Source organism: Streptomyces sp. PTL18 (genome assembly GCF_059510295.1).
This window is the reverse complement of record NZ_JCAJZO010000005.1, coordinates 164508-182155: the sequence shown is the minus strand read 5'-3', so window position 1 is coordinate 182155 and position 17648 is coordinate 164508. Positions and strand designations below refer to the sequence as shown.

The following is a 17648-nucleotide window of genomic DNA, read 5'->3' as shown; positions in this document are numbered from 1 at the left end:
CGTCGCACATGACACCTTCACGAAATTCGGAATTCATTTCCTCTTTCACCGGGGGTGCCGCGACGATGGGCGACCGCTGCCCGTCCAATGGCAGAATCCACGACGCCGGGGAGTGATTCCCCGGGCCGGACGCCACGAGTCCCCAATTCTCCGGAGCTCACCGAGAATGATGTGTTCAACCCTGTTCATTGCGCGTTCACCGGACCTTTCTCCGGTATGCGAAGCAGTCGCTGTATTTCTCGCAGGCGGCTCTCTCCGCGCGTGTGACGCTGACGCGAACATACGGCGCCGACCGAACAGGGACAGGGTGTGAACCTCACCATTCACCACGACCGCCGTGCGTGGCTCCGGCTGCCGTGCCCGACCGGCCCCAGGCAGGCCGGCGCCCTGCTCGCCGCGGTCCTCACCACAGCCGCGTTCTGCGCCGCCGACGCCGTCGCCCGCAGCTACCCGTTCGGCCCCCGCACCCGGAGCGTCAACGACCTGGGCAACCAGTACGTCCCTTTCCACGCGCACCTGTGGGACCTGCTGCACGGAAGAGGCGACGGAGGCCTCCTCGTCAACTGGCAGTCCGGGTACGGCTCCAGTTTCCTGCCGGACCTCGGTACCTACCTCAGCAGCCCGTTCGCCCTGCTCGTGGCCGTGTTCCCACGCGACGGGATCGACCTCGCCGTCTATGTGATCACGGTGCTGAAGACGGCGGCCGCCGGCGCCGCCATGGCCTGGCTGCTGCTCACCCTGCGTCCCGGCCGCTGGTGGGCCGCGGGGCTGCTGGGGACCTCCTACGCCCTGTGCGGCTGGAACGTGGCGTCCGCCGTGTACAACCCGATGTGGCTCGACGGGCTCATCGCCCTGCCGCTGCTGTGCCTGGTCGGCGAATGGGCCCTGAACGGACGGCACCGCGTCCTCGGCGTGCTGATCGTGGCCCTCGCCTGGGCCGCCAACTTCTACACCGCGTACATGGCCACCCTCGGCGCCGGTCTCGTGCTGCTGCTCCGGCTGCTGCTCGCCGGACTTCCGCGCCGCCGGACGCTGGGGGCGGCGGGCCGCGCCGTCCTGACCGTGGTACTGGGCATGGGCCTGGCCGCACCGCTGGTGACGGTCGTGTACTTCGGCACCCGGCACGCCTCCCCGGGCACCTACGGGCACTTCACGCCGGTGGCGGCGCGGGACCTGCTGGCCCGTCTGCTGCCGACGACGTACAGCTTCAGTACGCCGGCCGTCTATGTGGGTGTCACCGCGTTGCTGCTCGCCCTCGCCCTGCCGTTCCACCGGGCGGTTCCCGGACGGGTGCGCGCGGGCTGGACACTCCTGGTGGCCGCGATGGTGCTGTCGATGCAGTGGGCGCCGACCCAGCTCGCCTGGCACGCCTTCACCGAGCCCCAGGGCAGTTCGTACCGCCAGGCCTTCGTCCTGTGCGCGCTGCTGGTGATCGCCGCATGGCACTCGCTCTCGTACGGCCCGCCCGACTGGCGTGCGCTGGGCGCGGCGGCCGTGCTGCTCGCACTGATCACCGCTGTCGCGAGCCGGAGCGCGCTCGTGCATCACACCACCTGGCTGGTGCTGCCGCTCACCACCGTGGGTGCGCTGGGCGGGCTGGCCCTGCTCCGTCGCACGGACGGCGGGCGCCGAGCGGGCGGCAGGCGCCCCGCCGCGCTGGCCGGGTTCGCCGTGGTGCTGCTCGTCGGCGCGCAGCTCGGGGAGGCCACCGCCACCTCCGCCGAGGCCACCCGGATGCGACTCCAGCACCTGGACGACTACGCGCCCTGGGGAGCGCGCCAGCAGCAGCAGGCGGACGCGATCGCCAAGGCGGACGGCTGGCCCCGGTACCGTACCGACCCCGGCCGCGAGCAGACCGTCGCCAACGACCCGATGCTGGTGGGCGGCCAGGGTGCGCAGTACTACAGCAGCCTCACCTCCGACGTGCTCAACCGCACGCTCACCGCCCTCGGCGGCGGCTGGACCTCACGCGGTCGCAGCCTGCAGAGCCTGGACAACGCCGTCACGGACGTGATCTTCTCCGTCGGCGCGCGGGTGCACTCCCCGCCGGACCCGCACCAGTGGTGGAACCCTCCGAACGCCGGCCCGGTGACCGTGTCCCGCCAGGACGTACCGCCGCTGGTCACGGTGCGGCCGTCCGTCACCCTCGATCCGGCGCGGACGGGCGTCTCCGCCTTCGGCCCGTCGCCGTACCGCAATCAGGAAATGCTGCTGGGCACCCGCGTCTACACCGTGCCCGCGCTCACCGTGCGCACGGGCGACGGGAAGCCGCCGGCCCGCAGCCACGACGACCGGCCGGGCCTGGTCGTCGGCCCTCCGGCGGCCGGGAGCGCCACACGGAAGCCCACGATCACCGCCCGGTGCCCGGCGCGCAGCGAGGTGTACCTGTGGGCGCCGTACTACTCGGGCACCGCACGGCTCACCGGCGCCCCGCAGGGCTCGATCGGGCGGTTCACGTCCGACCATCCCGTCAACAAGATCGCCGCCATGCAGCGGCTCGGCGCGGCGCCGGCCTCCGGCCGGGTCCGGATCGAGCTGTCGCCCGCCTGGACGAGCGTCGTCCCTGACGGTGCGGTCGGGTGCCTGGACACCGCCCGGCTGCGCACCGCGGTGGAAGGACTCAAGGCCACCGGCGCCACCGAGGTCACCGTCTCCGACGGCACCGTCCGGGCCGAGATCCCCGCCGGCAGCAAGGGGACCGCCGTCGTCGCGGCACCCCGCATCGCCGGCTGGCGCTGCGCCGCGGGGGATGCTCCGGCGACACCCGCGGGCGACTACCACGGACTGATCGCGGTGCCCCTCGACGGCTCCTCGACCAGCCTCACCTGCACGTTCCATCCGCCTGGGCTGCGACTGGGCACGGCCGTCGGGGCCACCTCACTGCTGGCCCTGATCCTGCTCGGCGTGCTCGCCGCCGTCCGCCGGCGGCGCGCAGCGGCCCGGTCGGCACCGCCGGCGCCCAGCCGGCCGCTCGAGCACACCACCCACGCTGTCTGACCCCCGTCCCCAGGGAAGAGCCATGCTCATTTCGATCGTCGCACCCTGCTACAACGAAGAAGAAGTCATCGGGCGGTTCCACGACGTGGTCCAGAAAGTCGCGGACGAACTGCTTCCGCTCGGCCACGACACGGAGTTCGTGTACGTCGACGACGGCAGCCGGGACCGCACCCTCGAAGTCCTGAAGCAGCTGAGCGAGCGCGACGCGCGGGTGCGGTACGTCTCCTTCAGCCGCAACTTCGGCAAGGAGGCGGCCCTGCTCGCCGGACTGCGCCACGCCTCCGGGGACTGCGTGGTCGTCATGGACTCGGACCTGCAGCACCCGCCGCAGCTGATCAAGCAGATGGTGGAGCTGTACGGACAGGGCTACGACCAGGTCATCGCCAAACGCACCAGGAGCGGTGACCGGATCACCCGCACCGTCACCGCCCGCCTGTACTACCGGCTCGTCAACCGCCTGGTCGACGTGGAACTCGTGGACGGCGTGGGCGACTTCCGCCTGCTGTCCCGGCGTGTGGTGGACGCGGTCGTCGCACTCACCGAGTACAACCGCTTCTCCAAGGGCCTGTTCGCGTGGGTGGGCTTCCCCAGCACCACCTTCGAGTACGAGAACGCCGTACGTGAGCACGGCCGCAGCTCATGGAGCCTGCGGAGCCTGCTCAACTACGGCCTCGACGGGCTGCTCTCCTTCAACAACAGGCCGCTGCGCGCCGCTCTCCACCTCGGCATGGGCCTGCTGCTGTGCGCGGGTCTGTACACCGCGTGGATCGTGGGCGCCGCGCTCGTCCACGGTGTGCAGACACCCGGCTACGTCACCACGATCACCGCCGTCACGGCGCTCGCCGGCGTGCAGATGGTCATGCTCGGGGTCATAGGCGAGTACACGGGCCGCATCTACTACGAGGTGAAGGGGCGCCCGCACTTCCTGGTGAAGGCCACCAACGTGGAGCAGGCGGAAGGCGTTGCGCGGCGCGGCACCGCGAAGGACCTCATTCCCTGATGCCCGCCACCGGTACGCGCCCGATCCTGGGACAGGTCGTCACCTTCGCCGTGGTCGGCGTCGTCAACACCATGACCTATTACGGGCTATACCTGCTGTTCCTGACCCGTCTGCCATACCTTGCCGCGCATATTCTCGCCTTTTTCATCAGCATGATCGGAAGCTTTTTCCTGAACGCGCGCTTCACCTATCGGACGCGGCCCACCTGGAGGAAATTCCTGCTGTTCCCGCTGACGAACGCCACCAATTTCGTCATCACCACGGTGGGCGTCTACGTGATCGTCGACGTCCTGCACGCGGGCAGCCGGTTCGCTCCGCTCCTCGCCTCCGCCGCGGCGATCCCGGTCACCTTCGTCGTCTCCCGCACGATCATGCTGCCCAGGGAGCAGAGGGCCGTCTGATCGCATCCGGCACACCGACCGTCACGGGCCCCGGTCTCCAGCATTGCATAAACGTGCGGCGAAACGTATAGTCATGCCATCCAGGAGGAGGTTCCATGACGGTACGTGCCGCAGTCGCCGGAGCGAGCGGATACGCGGGCGGAGAGGCGCTGCGTCTGCTCCTCGCGCACCCCGAGGTGGAGATCGGCGCCCTGACCGGCAACTCCAACGCCGGCCGACGGCTCGGTGGGCTGCAGCCGCATCTGCCACCCCTCGCCGACCGGGTGCTCGCCGAGACCGCCCCCGAGTCCCTCGCCGGGCACGACGTCGTCTTCCTCGCCCTGCCCCACGGACAGTCCGCCGCCGTCGCCGAGCAGCTCGGCCCGGACGTCCTCGTCATCGACATGGGGGCCGACTTCCGGCTGAAGGACCCGGCCGACTGGGAGCGGTTCTACGGCTCCCCGCACGCCGGGACCTGGCCCTACGGCCTCCCCGAACTGCCGGGTGCCCGCACCGCGCTGGAGGGGTCCAAGCGCATCGCGGTACCCGGTTGCTACCCCACGGCCGCGTCCCTGGCACTCTTCCCCGCGTACGCCGCCGGGCTCGCCGGGAGCGAGGCCGTGATCGTCGCCGCCTCCGGCACCTCCGGCGCGGGCAAGACCCCCAAGCCGCACCTCCTGGGCAGCGAGGTCATGGGCTCCATGTCCCCCTACGGCGTCGGCGGAGTCCACCGGCACACCCCCGAGATGATCCAGAACCTCAGCGCCGCCGCAGGGGAGCCGGTCACCGTCTCCTTCACGCCCACCCTCGCCCCCATGCCCCGCGGCATCCTGGCCACCTGCAGCGCCAGGGCCCGCGACGGCGTCACCGCCGAGTCGCTCCGTGCCGCCTACGAGAAGGCCTTCGCCGACGAGCCCTTCGTGCACCTGCTCCCCGAGGGGCAGTGGCCCGCCACCGCGTCCGTCCACGGTTCCAACGCCGTCCAGGTGCAGGTCGCGTACGACGCCGCCGCGCACCGCATCATCGCGATCAGCGCCATCGACAACCTGACCAAGGGCACCGCGGGCGGTGCCGTCCAGAGCATGAACATCGCGCTCGGCCTCGACGAGACCACCGGGCTTTCGACGATCGGAGTCGCACCGTGAGCGTCACGGCAGCCAAGGGATTCCAGGCTGCGGGCATCGCCGCCGGAATCAAGGAGAACGGCAACCCGGACCTGGCCCTCGTGGTCAACACCGGGCCGCGCCGCGCCGCCGCGGGCGTCTTCACCTCCAACCGTGTGAAGGCCGCGCCCGTGCTGTGGTCCGAGCAGGTCCTCAGGAGCGGTCAGGTCTCGGCGGTCGTCCTCAACTCCGGTGGCGCCAACGCCTGTACCGGTCCCAAGGGCTTCCAGGACACCCATGCCACCGCCGAGAAGGCCGCCGAGGTCCTCGGCCGCGGTGCCATCGAGGTCGCCGTCTGCTCCACGGGCCTCATCGGCGTGCTGCTCCCGATGGACAAGCTGCTCCCGGGCATCGAGACCGCCGCCTCCCAGCTCTCCGAGCACGGCGGTGAGAAGGCCGCCATCGCCATCAAGACCACCGACACCGTCCACAAGACGTCCGTCGTGGCCGGGGACGGCTGGACGGTCGGCGGCATGGCCAAGGGCGCCGGCATGCTCGCCCCGGGCCTCGCCACCATGCTCGTCGTCCTCACCACCGACGCCGACCTCGACAACGAGACCCTGGACGGGGCCCTGCGCGCCGCCACCAGGGTCACCTTCGACCGCGTCGACTCCGACGGCTGCATGTCCACCAACGACACCGTCCTGCTGCTCGCCTCGGGCGCGTCCGGGATCGCCCCCGAGTACGGGGAGTTCGCCGAGGCCGTCCGCGAGGTCTGCGCCGACCTCGGCCGGCAGCTCGTCGGCGACGCCGAGGGCGCCAGCAAGGACATCAAGGTCGAGGTGATCAACGCCGCGAGCGAGGAGGAGGCCGTCGAGGTCGGCCGTTCCATCGCCCGCAACAACCTCCTGAAGTGCGCGATCCACGGCGAGGACCCCAACTGGGGCCGCGTCCTGTCCGCCATCGGCACCACGAAGGCCGCCTTCGAGCCGGACCAGCTCAACGTCGCCATCAACGGCGTGTGGGTGTGCAAGAACGGCTCCGTCGGCGAGGACCGCGAACTGGTGGACATGCGCTACCGCGAGGTCCACATCGTGGCGGACCTGGCCGCCGGCACCGAGACCGCGACCATCTGGACCAACGACCTCACCGCCGACTACGTCCACGAGAACAGCGCCTACTCCTCATGAGCACCGGAACGACTCGCAAGCACACGGCGCTGCCCAAGGCCCAGATCCTCATCGAGGCGCTGCCCTGGCTGGTCCGGCACAACGGCAGGACCGTCGTCATCAAGTTCGGCGGCAACGCCATGATCGACGACGAGCTGAAGGCCGCGTTCGCGCAGGACGTGGTGTTCCTGCACCACGCAGGCCTCAAGCCGGTCGTGGTCCACGGCGGCGGCCCCCAGATCAGCGCCGCCCTCGACCGGCACGGCATCGTCAGCGAGTTCAAGGCGGGCCTCAGGGTCACCACCGAGGACGCCATGGACGTCGTACGGATGGTGCTCGCCGGGCAGGTGCAGCGGGAACTGGTCGGGCTGCTCAACCAGCACGGCCCGCTCGCCGTCGGCCTCACCGGCGAGGACGCGCACACCATCACGGCCACCAGGCACCAGCCCGAGATCGACGGCGAGTTGGTCGACATCGGGCGGGTGGGCGAGATCACCGCGATCGACACGGGCGCGATCGAGGCCCTGCTCGCCGACGGCCGCATCCCGGTCGTCTCCTCCATCGCCCGCAGTCAGGACGACGGACACGTCTACAACGTCAATGCCGATACGGCGGCTGCGGCACTCGCTGCGGCACTGGGCGCCGAAACCCTCATGGTCCTCACCGACGTCGAGGGCCTCTACGAGGACTGGCCGAACTCCGACGAGGTGATCAGCCGTCTGACCGCCTCCCAGTTGGAGAAGCTGCTGCCGGAGCTGTCCTCGGGCATGGTGCCGAAGATGGAGGGCTGTCTGCACGCCGTGCGCAACGGCGTCGACACCGCCCGCGTCATCGACGGACGGGTCCAGCACTCGATCCTGCTGGAGATCTTCACCGACGAAGGCATCGGCACGATGGTCGTGCCCGACGAGAAGCCGGACGGACAGGGGGAGCAGTGAGCAACGAGGAACTGACCGCGCGGTGGCAGGGCGCGCTCATGAACAACTACGGCACCCCGCGGCTGCCCCTCGTCCGCGGCGAGGGCACCAGGCTGTGGGACGCCGACGGCACGCAGTACCTCGACTTCGTCGGCGGCATCGCGGTCAACGCGCTCGGCCACGCCCACCCGGCGGTCGTCGAGGCCGTGAGCACGCAGATCGCCTCCCTCGGCCACGTCTCCAACCTGTTCGTCGCCGAACCGCCCGTCGCCCTCGCCGAACGGCTGCTGCAGCTCTTCGGCCGGGACGGGAAGGTCTTCTTCTGCAACTCGGGCGCCGAGGCCAACGAGGGCGCCTTCAAGATCGGCCGGTTGACGGGCCGCCGGCACATGGTCGCCACGCACGGCGGCTTCCACGGCCGCACCATGGGCGCCCTCGCGCTGACCGGCCAGCCCGGCAAGCAGGAGCCGTTCCTGCCGCTGCCCGGCGACGTCACCCACGTCCCCTACGGCGACGCGCAGGCCCTGGCCGCCGCGGTCGGCGAGGAGACGGCCCTCGTCGTCATCGAGCCGATCCAGGGCGAGAACGGCGTCGTGGTGCCGCCCGCCGGATACCTCAAGGCGGCCCGCGCGATCACCGCCGCCACCGGGGCGCTGCTCGTCCTCGACGAGGTGCAGACCGGCGTCGGCCGTACCGGGCACTGGTTCGAGTACCAGGCCCACGAGGGTGTCCTGCCGGACGTGGTCACCCTCGCCAAGGGCCTCGGCGGCGGGCTGCCGCTCGGCGCCACCGTCGCCTTCGGCCGCGCGGCCGAACTCCTCCAGCCGGGCCAGCACGGCACGACCTTCGGCGGCAACCCGGTCGCGTGCGCCGCCGGTCTGGCCGTCCTGGACACCATCGCAGCCGAGAGCCTGCTGGAGAACGTCAAGCGGCAGGGCGAGAAGCTGCGGGACGGAATCGAGTCGCTGGGCCACCCGTTGATCGAACATGTCCGGGGCGCGGGCCTGCTCCTGGGTATCGTGCTCACCGAGCCGCTCGCGCCACAGATGCAACAGGCGGCTCAGGACGCCGGCTTCCTGGTGAACGCGCCCGCCCCGAACGTCGTACGGCTGATGCCGCCGCTGAACCTCGGCGACGACGACGTGCAGGCGTTCCTCCAGGCGCTTCCCGGTGTCCTCGAGGCAGTGCACCCAGCGAACGGGGACGGACGATCCGGAGAATGAGACGACGATGAGTCAGGCGCAGGACCACGAACACACGGGGCCCGCCGTGCCGCAGACCCGCACCGCACGCCACCGCCGGATCGTGGACATCCTCAACCGGCAACCGGTGCGCTCCCAGAGCCAGCTGGCGAAACTCCTCGCCGACGACGGGCTGAGCGTCACACAGGCGACGCTCTCCCGGGACCTGGACGAGCTGAACGCGGTGAAGATCCGCAACACCGACGGCGACCTCATCTACGCGGTGCCGAGTGAGGGCGGCTTCCGCACGCCGCGCGCCCCGCTGGGTGGGTCGGCGAAGGAGGAGCGCATGCGGCGGCTCTCGCAGGAACTGCTGATCTCCGCGGAGGCCTCGGCGAACCTCGTGGTCCTGCGCACCCCTCCGGGGGCGGCGCAGTTCCTGGCGTCGGCGATCGACCAGGCGGAACTGCACGACATCCTGGGGACGATCGCGGGGGACGACACGGTGCTGCTGATCAGCCGGGAGGCCACGGGAGGGCAGGCGCTGGCGGACCACTTGCTGCGGTTGGCCCAGAACGGCCACTGAGATACACGTGGCCTGCGGGGCATTCGTGCCTCCTCCAGAGCCCTGACGGCCTGGAGGCCCCCCAGGGGCGGCACCGGCGGGCGCTGGGGGCCCCTGCTCGAAGAGCTCGGGGTGGGGCACCTCGTCAGCGCCGGGCACCGCGATTCCACCCCCGCCCAGGACGCCGCCGGGCGCGAGGTGCCCGACGCTCAGCCCAGCCGGGCGGCGAGACCCCCCGTGCACCGCACTTCATCACCGGCGGTGATCAGCAGTGCCTCCACCTCCGGCAGTGACTCCAGCCACCTGAGCCCCGCCCGTGACCCCATCGCGAACGCCGCCGTGGCCCATGCGTCCGCCCAGACCAGACGGGGGCCCACCACCGTCACCGCCACCAGGTCGGTCACCGCGGAGTGCCCCGTGCGCGGGTCCACGATGTGTGCGCCGCGCTCCGCGGTCCCCGAGGTGGCCACGGCCAGCTCCTCCGTGCCGGCCGCGGAGACCACCGCCGCGAGCCCACCGGGCCGCAGCGGATCCGACACGCCGACCCGCCAGGGCCGGTGCGGCTCGGGCATGCCGTACATCTGCACGTCGCCGCCGCCGTTGACGCTCACCCCGCTCGCCCCGGCCGTCGCCAGGCACTGGGCGGCCCGTTCCACCGCCCAGCCCTTCACGATCCCGGTCGGGTCGATGCGGCCCGCGAACCGGATGCTGAACCAGCCGTCGCTGACCTGCTCCGCCTCCGCGCCCAGGGCGAGCACCTCGGCCACCTCCGGGTCGCAGTCCTCCACGCCCACCTCGCCGCGGGCGAGCCGCGAGAGCTGGCTGTCCTCGCGGTAGGGGCTGAACACCTCGTCCACCCGGTGCAGATGGACGATCGCCTCCTCCAGCGCGGTGCGTACGGCCTCGGGTTCGCCGCCGCGCACGTCGAAGGAGAAGACGGTGCCCATCACCTCCTCGGCGTGGCGCAGCACGGGCGGTGCCTCGGGACCGGTCACCTGGTCCGCCACTCAGCCACCGGCCTTGTCCAGGGCCGACTGCAGGGACTGCTTGTATCCGGTGCTGGTGTACGTCGCGCCGGAGACCGTGTCGATGTTCGCACTTTGTGCGCTCACCGCCTCCTGGTTGAGTTCGGGGACGGCCATGGCGGTCTTCTGGTCGCTGAGTCCGCCCTTGGGCGCCTGCACCGCCTCGGCCTTGGTGATCTTCCCCCCGCTCACGGTCACGCGGACCTGGACGGGGCCGTACTGCGTCTGCGCCACGCTACCCGTGACCGCGCGCGCCTGGGCCGCCGGCCCCGACGAGCCCGACGCCCCGGAGCCGCCCGCGGCCCCGGACGAGGCGCCGCCGCCGGACGCGGCCTTCGCCTTGTCGATCGCCGACTGCAGGGACTGCTTGTAGCCGCCGCTGGTGTACGTGGCACCGGAGACCGCGTCGATCTGCGCGCTCTGCGCGGCGACCGCCTCCTGGTTGAGCTTGGGGACGGCCATGGCGGTCTTCTGGTCGCTGAGTCCGCCCTTGGGGGCCTCCACCGCCTCGGCCTTGGTGATCTTCCCGCCGCTCACGGTCAGGCGGACCTGGACCGGGCCGTACTGCGTCCTGGCGACGCCACCGGTGACGGTCCGGGTGCCGGTCTGCTGTCCGCTGCCGCCCTGCGGCGACTCCTGCGAGGCGGCGGTCTGCTGCGGTGCCGCACCGCCCGCCGCCTGCGCGGAGGCGGGACCGGAGGCCGGCTTCAGGGACAGCAGCAGCACGATCCCGGACACGGTGGCGGCGGTGGCGAGCACGACGCGCCGCACGGGGTGGCTCTTCCTCATCTTCTTCCAGGCTCCTGGTTCCCGTCGCTCACATCTCGAACGACTCGTGATGGATGCGGCGGGCGGGGACCCCCGCGCCGCGCAGTGCTTCGTACACCTGCTGGGCGAAGCCGGGCGGTCCGCACATGAAGACGTCATGGTGGTCGATGTCCGGCAGCTTCCGGCTCAGGGTCTCCGCCGAGATGTCGGGGCGTTCCCCGTCCGGGCTGTTGACCGCGTACATCAGCCGGGCGCCGCGCTCCTCCGCGATCTGCGCCAGCTCGTCCCACAGGGCGAGGTCCTGAGTGGTGTTGGCGCGGTAGAGGAGCGTGATGTCGCCGGGGGCACCCGGCAGCGTCTCGAACAGGGCCCGCATCGGTGTGATGCCGACACCGCCGGCCACCAGCAGCACCTTGCCCCGGCTGCGCCGGTCGGCGGTCATCGCCCCGTACGGACCCTCCGCCCACACCGGCGTCCCGGGCTCCAGGTCCCGCAGCGCGGAGCTGTGGTCACCGATCGCCTTCACGGTGATGCGGAGCATGTTGGGGCGGGGCGCCGCCGACAGCGAGTACGGGTGCGAGCTGAACCGCATCCCGGGCGCGAGGAACCGCCAGCGGAAGAACTGCCCGGCCTCCGCACCCATCCGGTGCAGCCTCCGCCCGGTCATCAGCACCGAGACCACGCCGGGCGTCTCCTCGACGACCGCCTCCACCCGCAGCCGGTGCCGCAGGTTGAGCCGGATCGGCGTGAGGATCCGGTACCAGACCACCAGGGCGGTCACCGATCCGTACAGCGCGTACCAGGCGGTCTTCGCCTCCGGTTGCACGGCGAACTCGTTGCCCGTCGACAGCTGGTGCCAGAACGACAGGTACGTGGCCGCGTAGGTGAGCAGATGGACGTGGTACCAGAGGTCGTAGGAGATCCTGCGCCGGACCGGCCCGATCGAGAGCAGCCCGATCAGGACCAGCAGACCCGTGCCGATGGTGGCCTTGCCCACGTCCGGCAGCTGGTTGATCGAGTCGATGGTCTGCTGGACGATTCCGCCGAGCCCCTTGCCGCTCTGCAGGGCGTAACCCCACATGGTGAGGAAGAGGTGGGCCAGGACCAGGCAGATGGTGTACCTGCCGGTCATGGCGTGCCAGCGGGCGACCCGGTCGGAGCCGACCCGGCGCTCCAGCGCGGGCACCCGGGCCATCTGCAGCACCACGAGGGCCATCAGATAGCCGGCGAGCAGGCCGGTGATCCGCCCCGCGTTGAGGATTCTGCTGTTGTTGTCGGCGATGGACGGCGTGTTCGTCCACCACAGCCAGATGACGCCCGCCGCGCCCGCCCAGACGGCGAGCAGCAGCGGGACGGCGGGGGAGCGGCGTGGGCGGATGGCGCGCATCGTCTGGCGCCGCGCGGCGCGGCCACCGGCGATCGTGGACACGGTCTCCTCCGTGTTCCTGCGTGGGACGGGTGAGGCCAGCGGCCCCCTTGGCCCAGAGGTACGTGGCGGAGCCGCCGCGCGTTCAACCCTTCACGGAGTCCAGTGCCGACTGGAGTGACTGCTGGTAACCCTGGCTTGTGTAAGTGGCGCCGGAGACCATGTCGATGTTCGCGCTCTGCGCGGCCAGCGCCTCCCGGGTCAGCTGCGGTACGGCGTAGCTGTTGATCTCCTGGTCCCTCGGGTTGTCCTGGGGGTACTCCACGGCGGTGACGTCGGTGAGCTTGCCGTTCTTCACCGTGATCCGGACCTGGACGGGGCCGTAGCGGGTCTGGACCTCCTGTCCCGTGACGGTCCTGGTGCCGGTGGACCCTGCGGAGCCGCTCGTACGGCTCGAGCCACCGGACCCCGTGCCACGGGATCCGGTCGAGCCACCGGACCCGCTCGACCCGCTCGACCCGCTCGGAGCGCTCGCGCTGCTCGACGGTGCGGGCGCGGCCACGGCGATGCCGGGCGACGAGTGCGGCTTCATCGACAGCAGCAGCACCATTCCGGAGACGGTCGCGGCGCTCGCCAGCACGATCCGGCGCAGGGGGCTCTTCCTCTTCAACGCGTGCATGATCGCCTCACAGCTCGAACGACTCGTGGTGGATGCGCCGGTCGGGGACGCCGGCCGCCCGCAACGTCTCGTACAGCTCCTCGGCGAACCCGGGCGGTCCGCACAGGAAGACGTCGTGGTCGGCGAGGTGGGGCACCGCGCCGTGCAGAGCGCCGGGCGTGAGGCGCGGGCGGGAGCCGTCGGCTCCGTTGAGGGCGTACAGCACCTTGGCGTCACGCCACCGGGCTATGGCCTCCAGCTCGCCGCCGAGGGCCAGGTCCTCAGCGGAGCGCGCCCGGTACAGGAGCGTCACCTCGCCCGGCAGTGTCTCGAACAGGGCGCGCAGCGGGGTGATGCCGACACCACCGGCGATCAGCAGGGTCCTGCCGGTGGTCTGCCGGTCGGCGGTCAGCGACCCGTACGGGCCCTCCGCCCACACCCGGGTGCCCGGCCGCAGCAGGGCCACCGAGGCGCTGTGGTCGCCGAGGGCCTTGACGGTGATGCGCAACTGGGTGCGGCGGGGCGGCGCCGACAGCGAGTACGGCGTGGAGGTCCAGCGCAGCCCGTCCGTGAGGAACCGCCAGCGGAAGAACTGCCCCGGCTCGGCGCCCAGTTCGTCCAGGCGCCGGCCGCGGACGACGACGGACCACACGCCCGGCGCCTCCTGGTGCACCGACTCCACCCGCAGCCGGTGCCGCAGGTTCAGCCGCACCGGGGCGAGGATGCGGAACCACACCACCAGGGCTGCGACGCCCAGGTAGAGCGCGTACCAGGCGGCCTGCGCGACCGGCTTCCCGACGAACTCCGCGCCCAGCGCCAGCTGGTGGCCGAAGGAGAAGAAGACCGCCACGTACGTCAGCAGATGCACGTAGTACCAGAACTCGTGGCCGATCCTGCGGCGGGCGGCCCGCGCCGAGGTGATCCCGACGGCGAACAGGATGATCGTGCCGAGGGTAGCCTTGATCATCTCCGGGTAGTCGAAGACGACCGTGATCGTCTCGTGCACGAGCGAGGCCCGGTCCTGGGCCGCGTACCCGGCCAGGATCAGCACGATGTGCGCCAGGAGCAGACAGACCGTGTACCGCCCGGCCATCGCGTGCCAGCGCGCCACCCGGTCCGATCCGATCCGCCGCTCCAGCAGCGGCACCCGGGCCATCAGGCCCACGAGCACCGCACAGGAGTACCCGCACAGCAGCCCCGCGATCCGCCCGGCCCCCGTCAGCCAGCCCGCGGTGCCCACCACCGAGCCGGTGTTCTGCCACCACAGGGCGACCACGGCGGCCGCCCCGACCCACAGGAGGGCCAGCAGGGGGGCCGCCGGGGAGCGCCGGGCGACCGGCGGCAAGGGCGGCGCCTGCTGCTGGTGGACCGTGGTCATGATCTGTTCCTTTCGGGCGTACCGACCCGGCCACTGTGCAGGCGGAACTTCTCAGACGGCTCTGAGGAATCTGAGGGTGTCCTGAAGGGGGCGAGCGAGGATCGGCCTGGTCAGGGAACTCTTCGAGGCCGCGGCTCGTCACTCATAGGGAACTCAGAGCGGCCCGTGCCATCGGCCGCTGCCCCCAGGGGGGATCCTGGTAAGCGCGATGAACACACCCCGCTCCGGCCGCCCGGCCCTCGCCCGCCCCGACGGCACGTCCCTGCGCGTCCTCGTCGTCGACGACGACCCCGACCTCGCCGAGGTGATGTCCGGAGCCCTGCGCTACGAGGGCTGGGAGGTGCGCACCGCCGGCGACGGCGCCACCGCCGTCGCCGAAGCGCGTGACCTGATGCCCGATGCCGTCGTCCTGGACGTGATGCTCCCCGACATCGACGGCTTCACCGTGCTGCGCGAGCTGCACGCCGTGAAACCGGACGTGTGTGTGCTCTTCCTCACCGCGCGGGACGCCGTGGAGGACCGCATCGCCGGGATCACGGCGGGCGGCGACGACTATGTGACCAAGCCGTTCAGCCTGGAGGAGGTCATCGCGCGGCTGCGTGGTCTGCTGCGCCGCGCCGGCATGGCCCGGCAGCTGGAGGACGGGCCCCGGCTGGCCGTCGGGGACCTGATCATGGACGAGGAGGCCCGTGAGGTCACCCGGGCCGGGGAGCTGATCGAGCTGTCGCCGACCGAGTTCGAGCTGCTGCGCTTCCTGATGCGCAATCCTCGGCGGGTGCTCAGCAAGGCCCAGATCCTCGACCGGGTCTGGTCCTACGACTTCGGCGGCCAGGCCCACGTCGTCGAGCTGTACATCTCCTACCTGCGCAAGAAGGTGGACGTCGGCCGGGAGCCCATGATCCACACGGTGCGCGGGGCCGGGTACGTGCTGAAGCCGGTGGCCCGGTGAGGACCCGGCTGCGCGCAGCGGTACGGCGTCTGCCCCGGCCGCGGACCCTGCGGGCCCGGCTCACCGCCGGGCTCGTCGTGCTGCTGGCGCTCAGCTGCGCCGCCGTCGGCGTGGCCGCCGTCGTGGAGCTGAACGGCTTCCTCACCGGCCGGCTGGACCAACAGCTGCGGGACGTCGGCCCGCGGTTCGCGGCGAGTCTGGAGCACGGCATCAAACCGTCGGACCACGACGGCGACGAGCACGCCGACACCCGTAAGCAGTCCTCCGGCACCTTCGGCGCCCGGCTGGTCGGGGGCAGGGTCACCAACGTGGGTCTGGTCCACCCCGGCAGCGACAGCACCGACCTCAGCGCCCCCCTGAACGCGCGGGACGAGCGCACGCTCGCCGCGATGCCCGTGGACGGCAGGGGCCACAGCGTGTGCCTGTCCTCCCTCGGCGCGTACCGTCTCGTGGCGACCGGGGGCCTGGACGGTGACGTACTGATCACCGGGCTGCCGCTCGAGCCGGTGGACGCCGCGGTGCACCGCCTGGAGCTCGTCGCCGCGGTCGTCTTCGGCGCGGCCCTCGCGGCCACCGGTGTCGCGGGCGCTCTCTGGGTGCGCTGGTCCCTGCGTCCGCTCAGCCGGGTCGCCGCGACCGCCACCCGGGTCAGTGAGCTCCCGCTGGCCAGCGGCGAGGTCGCGCTGCCACCGCGCGCCCCGGACAGCGACCCGCGCAGCGAGGTGGGCCGGGTCGCCTCCGCCTTCAACCGCATGCTCGGCCATGTCGAGGACGCGCTCACCAAGCGGCACGCCAGCGAGGAGCGGCTGCGCAGCTTCGCCGCCGACGCCAGCCACGAACTGCGCACTCCGGTCGCCTCGGTCCGGGGGCACGCCGAGCTGGCGCTGCTGCATCCCGGTCCGGTGCCGCCGGAGGTGACCCGCGCCCTGGAGCGGATCGCCGCGGAGTCGGGGCGCATGGGCGAGATGGTGGACGAGATGCTGCTCCTGGCCCGCCTGGACGCCGGCCGTCCGCTGGAGCGGCGCCCCGTCGACCTCACGCGCCTGGTCCTCGACGCGGTGGCGGACGCCCGGGCCGCGGGTCCCGGCCACGGCTGGACGATGGAGTTGCCGGAGGAGCCGGTGTCGGTCACGGGAGACCCCCACCGGCTTCACCAGGTGCTGGCGAACCTGCTGGCCAACGCGCGTCTGCACACACCTGTGGGCACCAAGGTGACCGTGTGCCTGGAGACGGACGGTGCCACCGCCCTGCTCGAGGTCCACGACGACGGCCCGGGGATCCCGGCCGACATCCAGCCGGGGGTCTTCGAACGCTTCACCCGGGCCGAACACCGCCGCCGCCCGGAAACCCGCGGCGGCGGAGCGGGTCTGGGCCTGTCGATCGTGGCGGCGGTGACGGAGGCGCACGGAGGGAGCGTGGACCTGGAGAGCCGTCCGGGGTCGACGACGTTCACGGTGCGCCTGCCGGTCGGCGGCCCGGGCCGACCTAGTAGCGAGTGATCACGGTCGCCCCGCCTGCCGTCCCGATCGCGATGTGCGGCCGGTGCCCGGGATCCGCCCAGGTCAGGATCCGCTCCATCGCCTCCTCGGGCACCGAAACACAACCCTCCGTGGCACCCTTGCCGTTGATGTGCAGGAAGATGCCGGCGCCGCGTCCCCGCACCGGCAGGTGGTAGTTGAACCCGATGACGAAGGCGTGGTCGTACTGCGGCTCGTACGTGATGAGGTGTTCCGACTCGGAGGCGCGGCAGTCGGCGGGGAGGGGCTCCGTCCAGCGGTTGTAGGAGAGCGCGTCGTTGTCCTGGCACCACCAGGTGTCCTGTCGCACCCGCCGGTACGGCGCCCTCGCACCCGGGGGCGCGGCCTTGATGCCGAACGCGAACGGGAGGTCGTACAGGCCCGTCGGTGTCGTGCTCGTGCCCTGCAGGCGCGAACCGCCCTCCACGAGCCCCTTCGCCCCGAAGCGCGCGGGTGCCGAGCCCGCCTTCACCCACCGCCCGCCGATGCGGTCCCACCAGGCGACGGTGCCCGATGTCGCGCCGGTCGTGGGGGCCTGCGCGGTGATCAGCTGGGTGCCGCCGCCGGTGTCCGCCATCCGCTCGGGAAGCGGGGCGTCCTCGGCGGGGTCCGGCGTGGCACCGAGCAGGAGGAGGGAGGCGGAGGCGAGAGCGGCGACGACACCGGGGCGCATGC

General features: G+C 71.8%; 16 protein-coding genes. 10 read left to right on the top strand and 6 right to left on the bottom strand.

What is annotated here, in order from left to right; genetic code table 11:
- Positions 1 to 309: 309 nt before the first annotated feature.
- The 8 genes from AC5WS8_RS11950 to AC5WS8_RS11915 all read left to right on the top strand — a co-directional run bounded on the left by AC5WS8_RS11950 (position 310) and on the right by AC5WS8_RS11915 (position 9333).
- Positions 310 to 2997: a YfhO family protein gene (locus AC5WS8_RS11950; protein WP_496103305.1), complete on the top strand. Its 2688-nt coding sequence runs from the start codon at positions 310 to 312 to the stop codon at positions 2995 to 2997.
- 22 nt (positions 2998 to 3019) lie between these two features.
- Positions 3020 to 3997: a glycosyltransferase family 2 protein gene (locus AC5WS8_RS11945; protein WP_496103304.1), complete on the top strand. Its 978-nt coding sequence runs from the start codon at positions 3020 to 3022 to the stop codon at positions 3995 to 3997.
- Positions 3997 to 4398, top strand: coding sequence for a GtrA family protein (locus AC5WS8_RS11940; protein WP_496103303.1), 402 nt, complete (start codon positions 3997 to 3999; stop codon positions 4396 to 4398). The genes AC5WS8_RS11945 and AC5WS8_RS11940 overlap by 1 nt, the downstream gene beginning before the upstream one ends.
- Positions 4399 to 4493: 95 nt before the next feature.
- A complete protein-coding gene (gene argC, locus AC5WS8_RS11935; protein ID WP_496103302.1) occupies positions 4494 to 5522 on the top strand; it encodes an N-acetyl-gamma-glutamyl-phosphate reductase in 1029 nt (342 codons plus the stop codon).
- Positions 5519 to 6670, top strand: coding sequence for a bifunctional glutamate N-acetyltransferase/amino-acid acetyltransferase ArgJ (argJ, locus tag AC5WS8_RS11930; RefSeq protein ID WP_496103301.1), 1152 nt, complete (start codon positions 5519 to 5521; stop codon positions 6668 to 6670). Before argC ends, argJ begins: the two co-directional genes overlap by 4 nt.
- Positions 6667 to 7587, top strand: a complete 921-nt coding sequence (gene argB, locus AC5WS8_RS11925; protein WP_496103300.1) for an acetylglutamate kinase — start codon at positions 6667 to 6669, stop codon at positions 7585 to 7587. The genes argJ and argB overlap by 4 nt, the downstream gene beginning before the upstream one ends.
- Complete coding sequence (locus AC5WS8_RS11920; RefSeq protein WP_496103299.1) at positions 7584 to 8789, top strand: acetylornithine transaminase; 1206 nt, start codon at positions 7584 to 7586, stop codon at positions 8787 to 8789. Before argB ends, AC5WS8_RS11920 begins: the two co-directional genes overlap by 4 nt.
- 7 nt (positions 8790 to 8796) lie before the next feature.
- A complete protein-coding gene (locus AC5WS8_RS11915) occupies positions 8797 to 9333 on the top strand; it encodes an arginine repressor (protein ID WP_496103298.1) in 537 nt (178 codons plus the stop codon).
- A gap of 188 nt (positions 9334 to 9521) precedes the next feature.
- Here AC5WS8_RS11915 and AC5WS8_RS11910 read toward each other — a convergent pair whose 3' ends face one another.
- The 5 genes from AC5WS8_RS11910 to AC5WS8_RS11890 form a co-directional block, all read right to left on the bottom strand.
- Positions 9522 to 10259, bottom strand: a complete 738-nt coding sequence (locus AC5WS8_RS11910; RefSeq protein ID WP_496103529.1) for an FAD:protein FMN transferase — start codon at positions 10257 to 10259, stop codon at positions 9522 to 9524.
- Positions 10260 to 10319: 60 nt separating this feature from the next.
- The gene (locus AC5WS8_RS11905) at positions 10320 to 11126 is read right to left on the bottom strand and encodes an FMN-binding protein (RefSeq protein WP_496103297.1); all 807 of its coding nucleotides are present in this window, start codon (positions 11124 to 11126) and stop codon (positions 10320 to 10322) included.
- Positions 11127 to 11154: 28 nt separating this feature from the next.
- Complete coding sequence (locus AC5WS8_RS11900) at positions 11155 to 12492, bottom strand: ferredoxin reductase family protein (RefSeq protein WP_496103528.1); 1338 nt, start codon at positions 12490 to 12492, stop codon at positions 11155 to 11157.
- Positions 12493 to 12616: 124 nt separating this feature from the next.
- Entirely contained in the window at positions 12617 to 13150 is a 534-nt protein-coding gene (locus AC5WS8_RS11895) for an FMN-binding protein (protein ID WP_496103296.1), read from the bottom strand.
- 7 nt (positions 13151 to 13157) lie between these two features.
- Complete coding sequence (locus AC5WS8_RS11890) at positions 13158 to 14507, bottom strand: ferredoxin reductase family protein (protein WP_496103295.1); 1350 nt, start codon at positions 14505 to 14507, stop codon at positions 13158 to 13160.
- Between the two features lie 208 nt (positions 14508 to 14715).
- On the opposite strand from AC5WS8_RS11890, the gene AC5WS8_RS11885 reads away from it, so the two are divergent.
- Both AC5WS8_RS11885 and AC5WS8_RS11880 read left to right on the top strand, forming a co-directional pair.
- Complete coding sequence (locus AC5WS8_RS11885) at positions 14716 to 15456, top strand: response regulator transcription factor (protein ID WP_496103294.1); 741 nt, start codon at positions 14716 to 14718, stop codon at positions 15454 to 15456.
- Positions 15453 to 16955, top strand: a complete 1503-nt coding sequence (locus tag AC5WS8_RS11880) for a sensor histidine kinase (protein ID WP_496103293.1) — start codon at positions 15453 to 15455, stop codon at positions 16953 to 16955. The genes AC5WS8_RS11885 and AC5WS8_RS11880 overlap by 4 nt, the downstream gene beginning before the upstream one ends.
- Here AC5WS8_RS11880 and AC5WS8_RS11875 read toward each other — a convergent pair.
- Positions 16942 to 17646 (bottom strand): L,D-transpeptidase family protein, encoded by a 705-nt coding sequence (locus AC5WS8_RS11875; protein WP_496103292.1) that lies wholly within the window; start codon positions 17644 to 17646, stop codon positions 16942 to 16944. The genes AC5WS8_RS11880 and AC5WS8_RS11875 overlap by 14 nt on opposite strands.
- Positions 17647 to 17648: the final 2 nt, after the last annotated feature.

Bases quoted from the DNA above. Each gene is read 5' to 3' on its own strand.
- AC5WS8_RS11945 (WP_496103304.1), top strand. From the start codon at position 3,020: ATGCTCATTTCGATCGTCGCACCCTGCTACAACGAAGAAGAAGTCATC.
- AC5WS8_RS11940 (WP_496103303.1), top strand. From the start codon at position 3,997: ATGCCCGCCACCGGTACGCGCCCGATCCTGGGACAGGTCGTCACCTTC.
- argC (WP_496103302.1), top strand. From the start codon at position 4,494: ATGACGGTACGTGCCGCAGTCGCCGGAGCGAGCGGATACGCGGGCGGA.
- argB (WP_496103300.1), top strand. From the start codon at position 6,667: ATGAGCACCGGAACGACTCGCAAGCACACGGCGCTGCCCAAGGCCCAG.
- AC5WS8_RS11915 (WP_496103298.1), top strand. From the start codon at position 8,797: ATGAGTCAGGCGCAGGACCACGAACACACGGGGCCCGCCGTGCCGCAG.
- AC5WS8_RS11910 (WP_496103529.1), bottom strand. From the start codon at position 10,259: ATGGGCACCGTCTTCTCCTTCGACGTGCGCGGCGGCGAACCCGAGGCC.
- AC5WS8_RS11905 (WP_496103297.1), bottom strand. From the start codon at position 11,126: ATGAGGAAGAGCCACCCCGTGCGGCGCGTCGTGCTCGCCACCGCCGCC.
- AC5WS8_RS11900 (WP_496103528.1), bottom strand. From the start codon at position 12,492: ATGCGCGCCATCCGCCCACGCCGCTCCCCCGCCGTCCCGCTGCTGCTC.
- AC5WS8_RS11895 (WP_496103296.1), bottom strand. From the start codon at position 13,150: ATGCACGCGTTGAAGAGGAAGAGCCCCCTGCGCCGGATCGTGCTGGCG.
- AC5WS8_RS11890 (WP_496103295.1), bottom strand. From the start codon at position 14,507: ATGACCACGGTCCACCAGCAGCAGGCGCCGCCCTTGCCGCCGGTCGCC.
- AC5WS8_RS11885 (WP_496103294.1), top strand. From the start codon at position 14,716: ATGAACACACCCCGCTCCGGCCGCCCGGCCCTCGCCCGCCCCGACGGC.
- AC5WS8_RS11875 (WP_496103292.1), bottom strand. From the start codon at position 17,646: ATGCGCCCCGGTGTCGTCGCCGCTCTCGCCTCCGCCTCCCTCCTCCTG.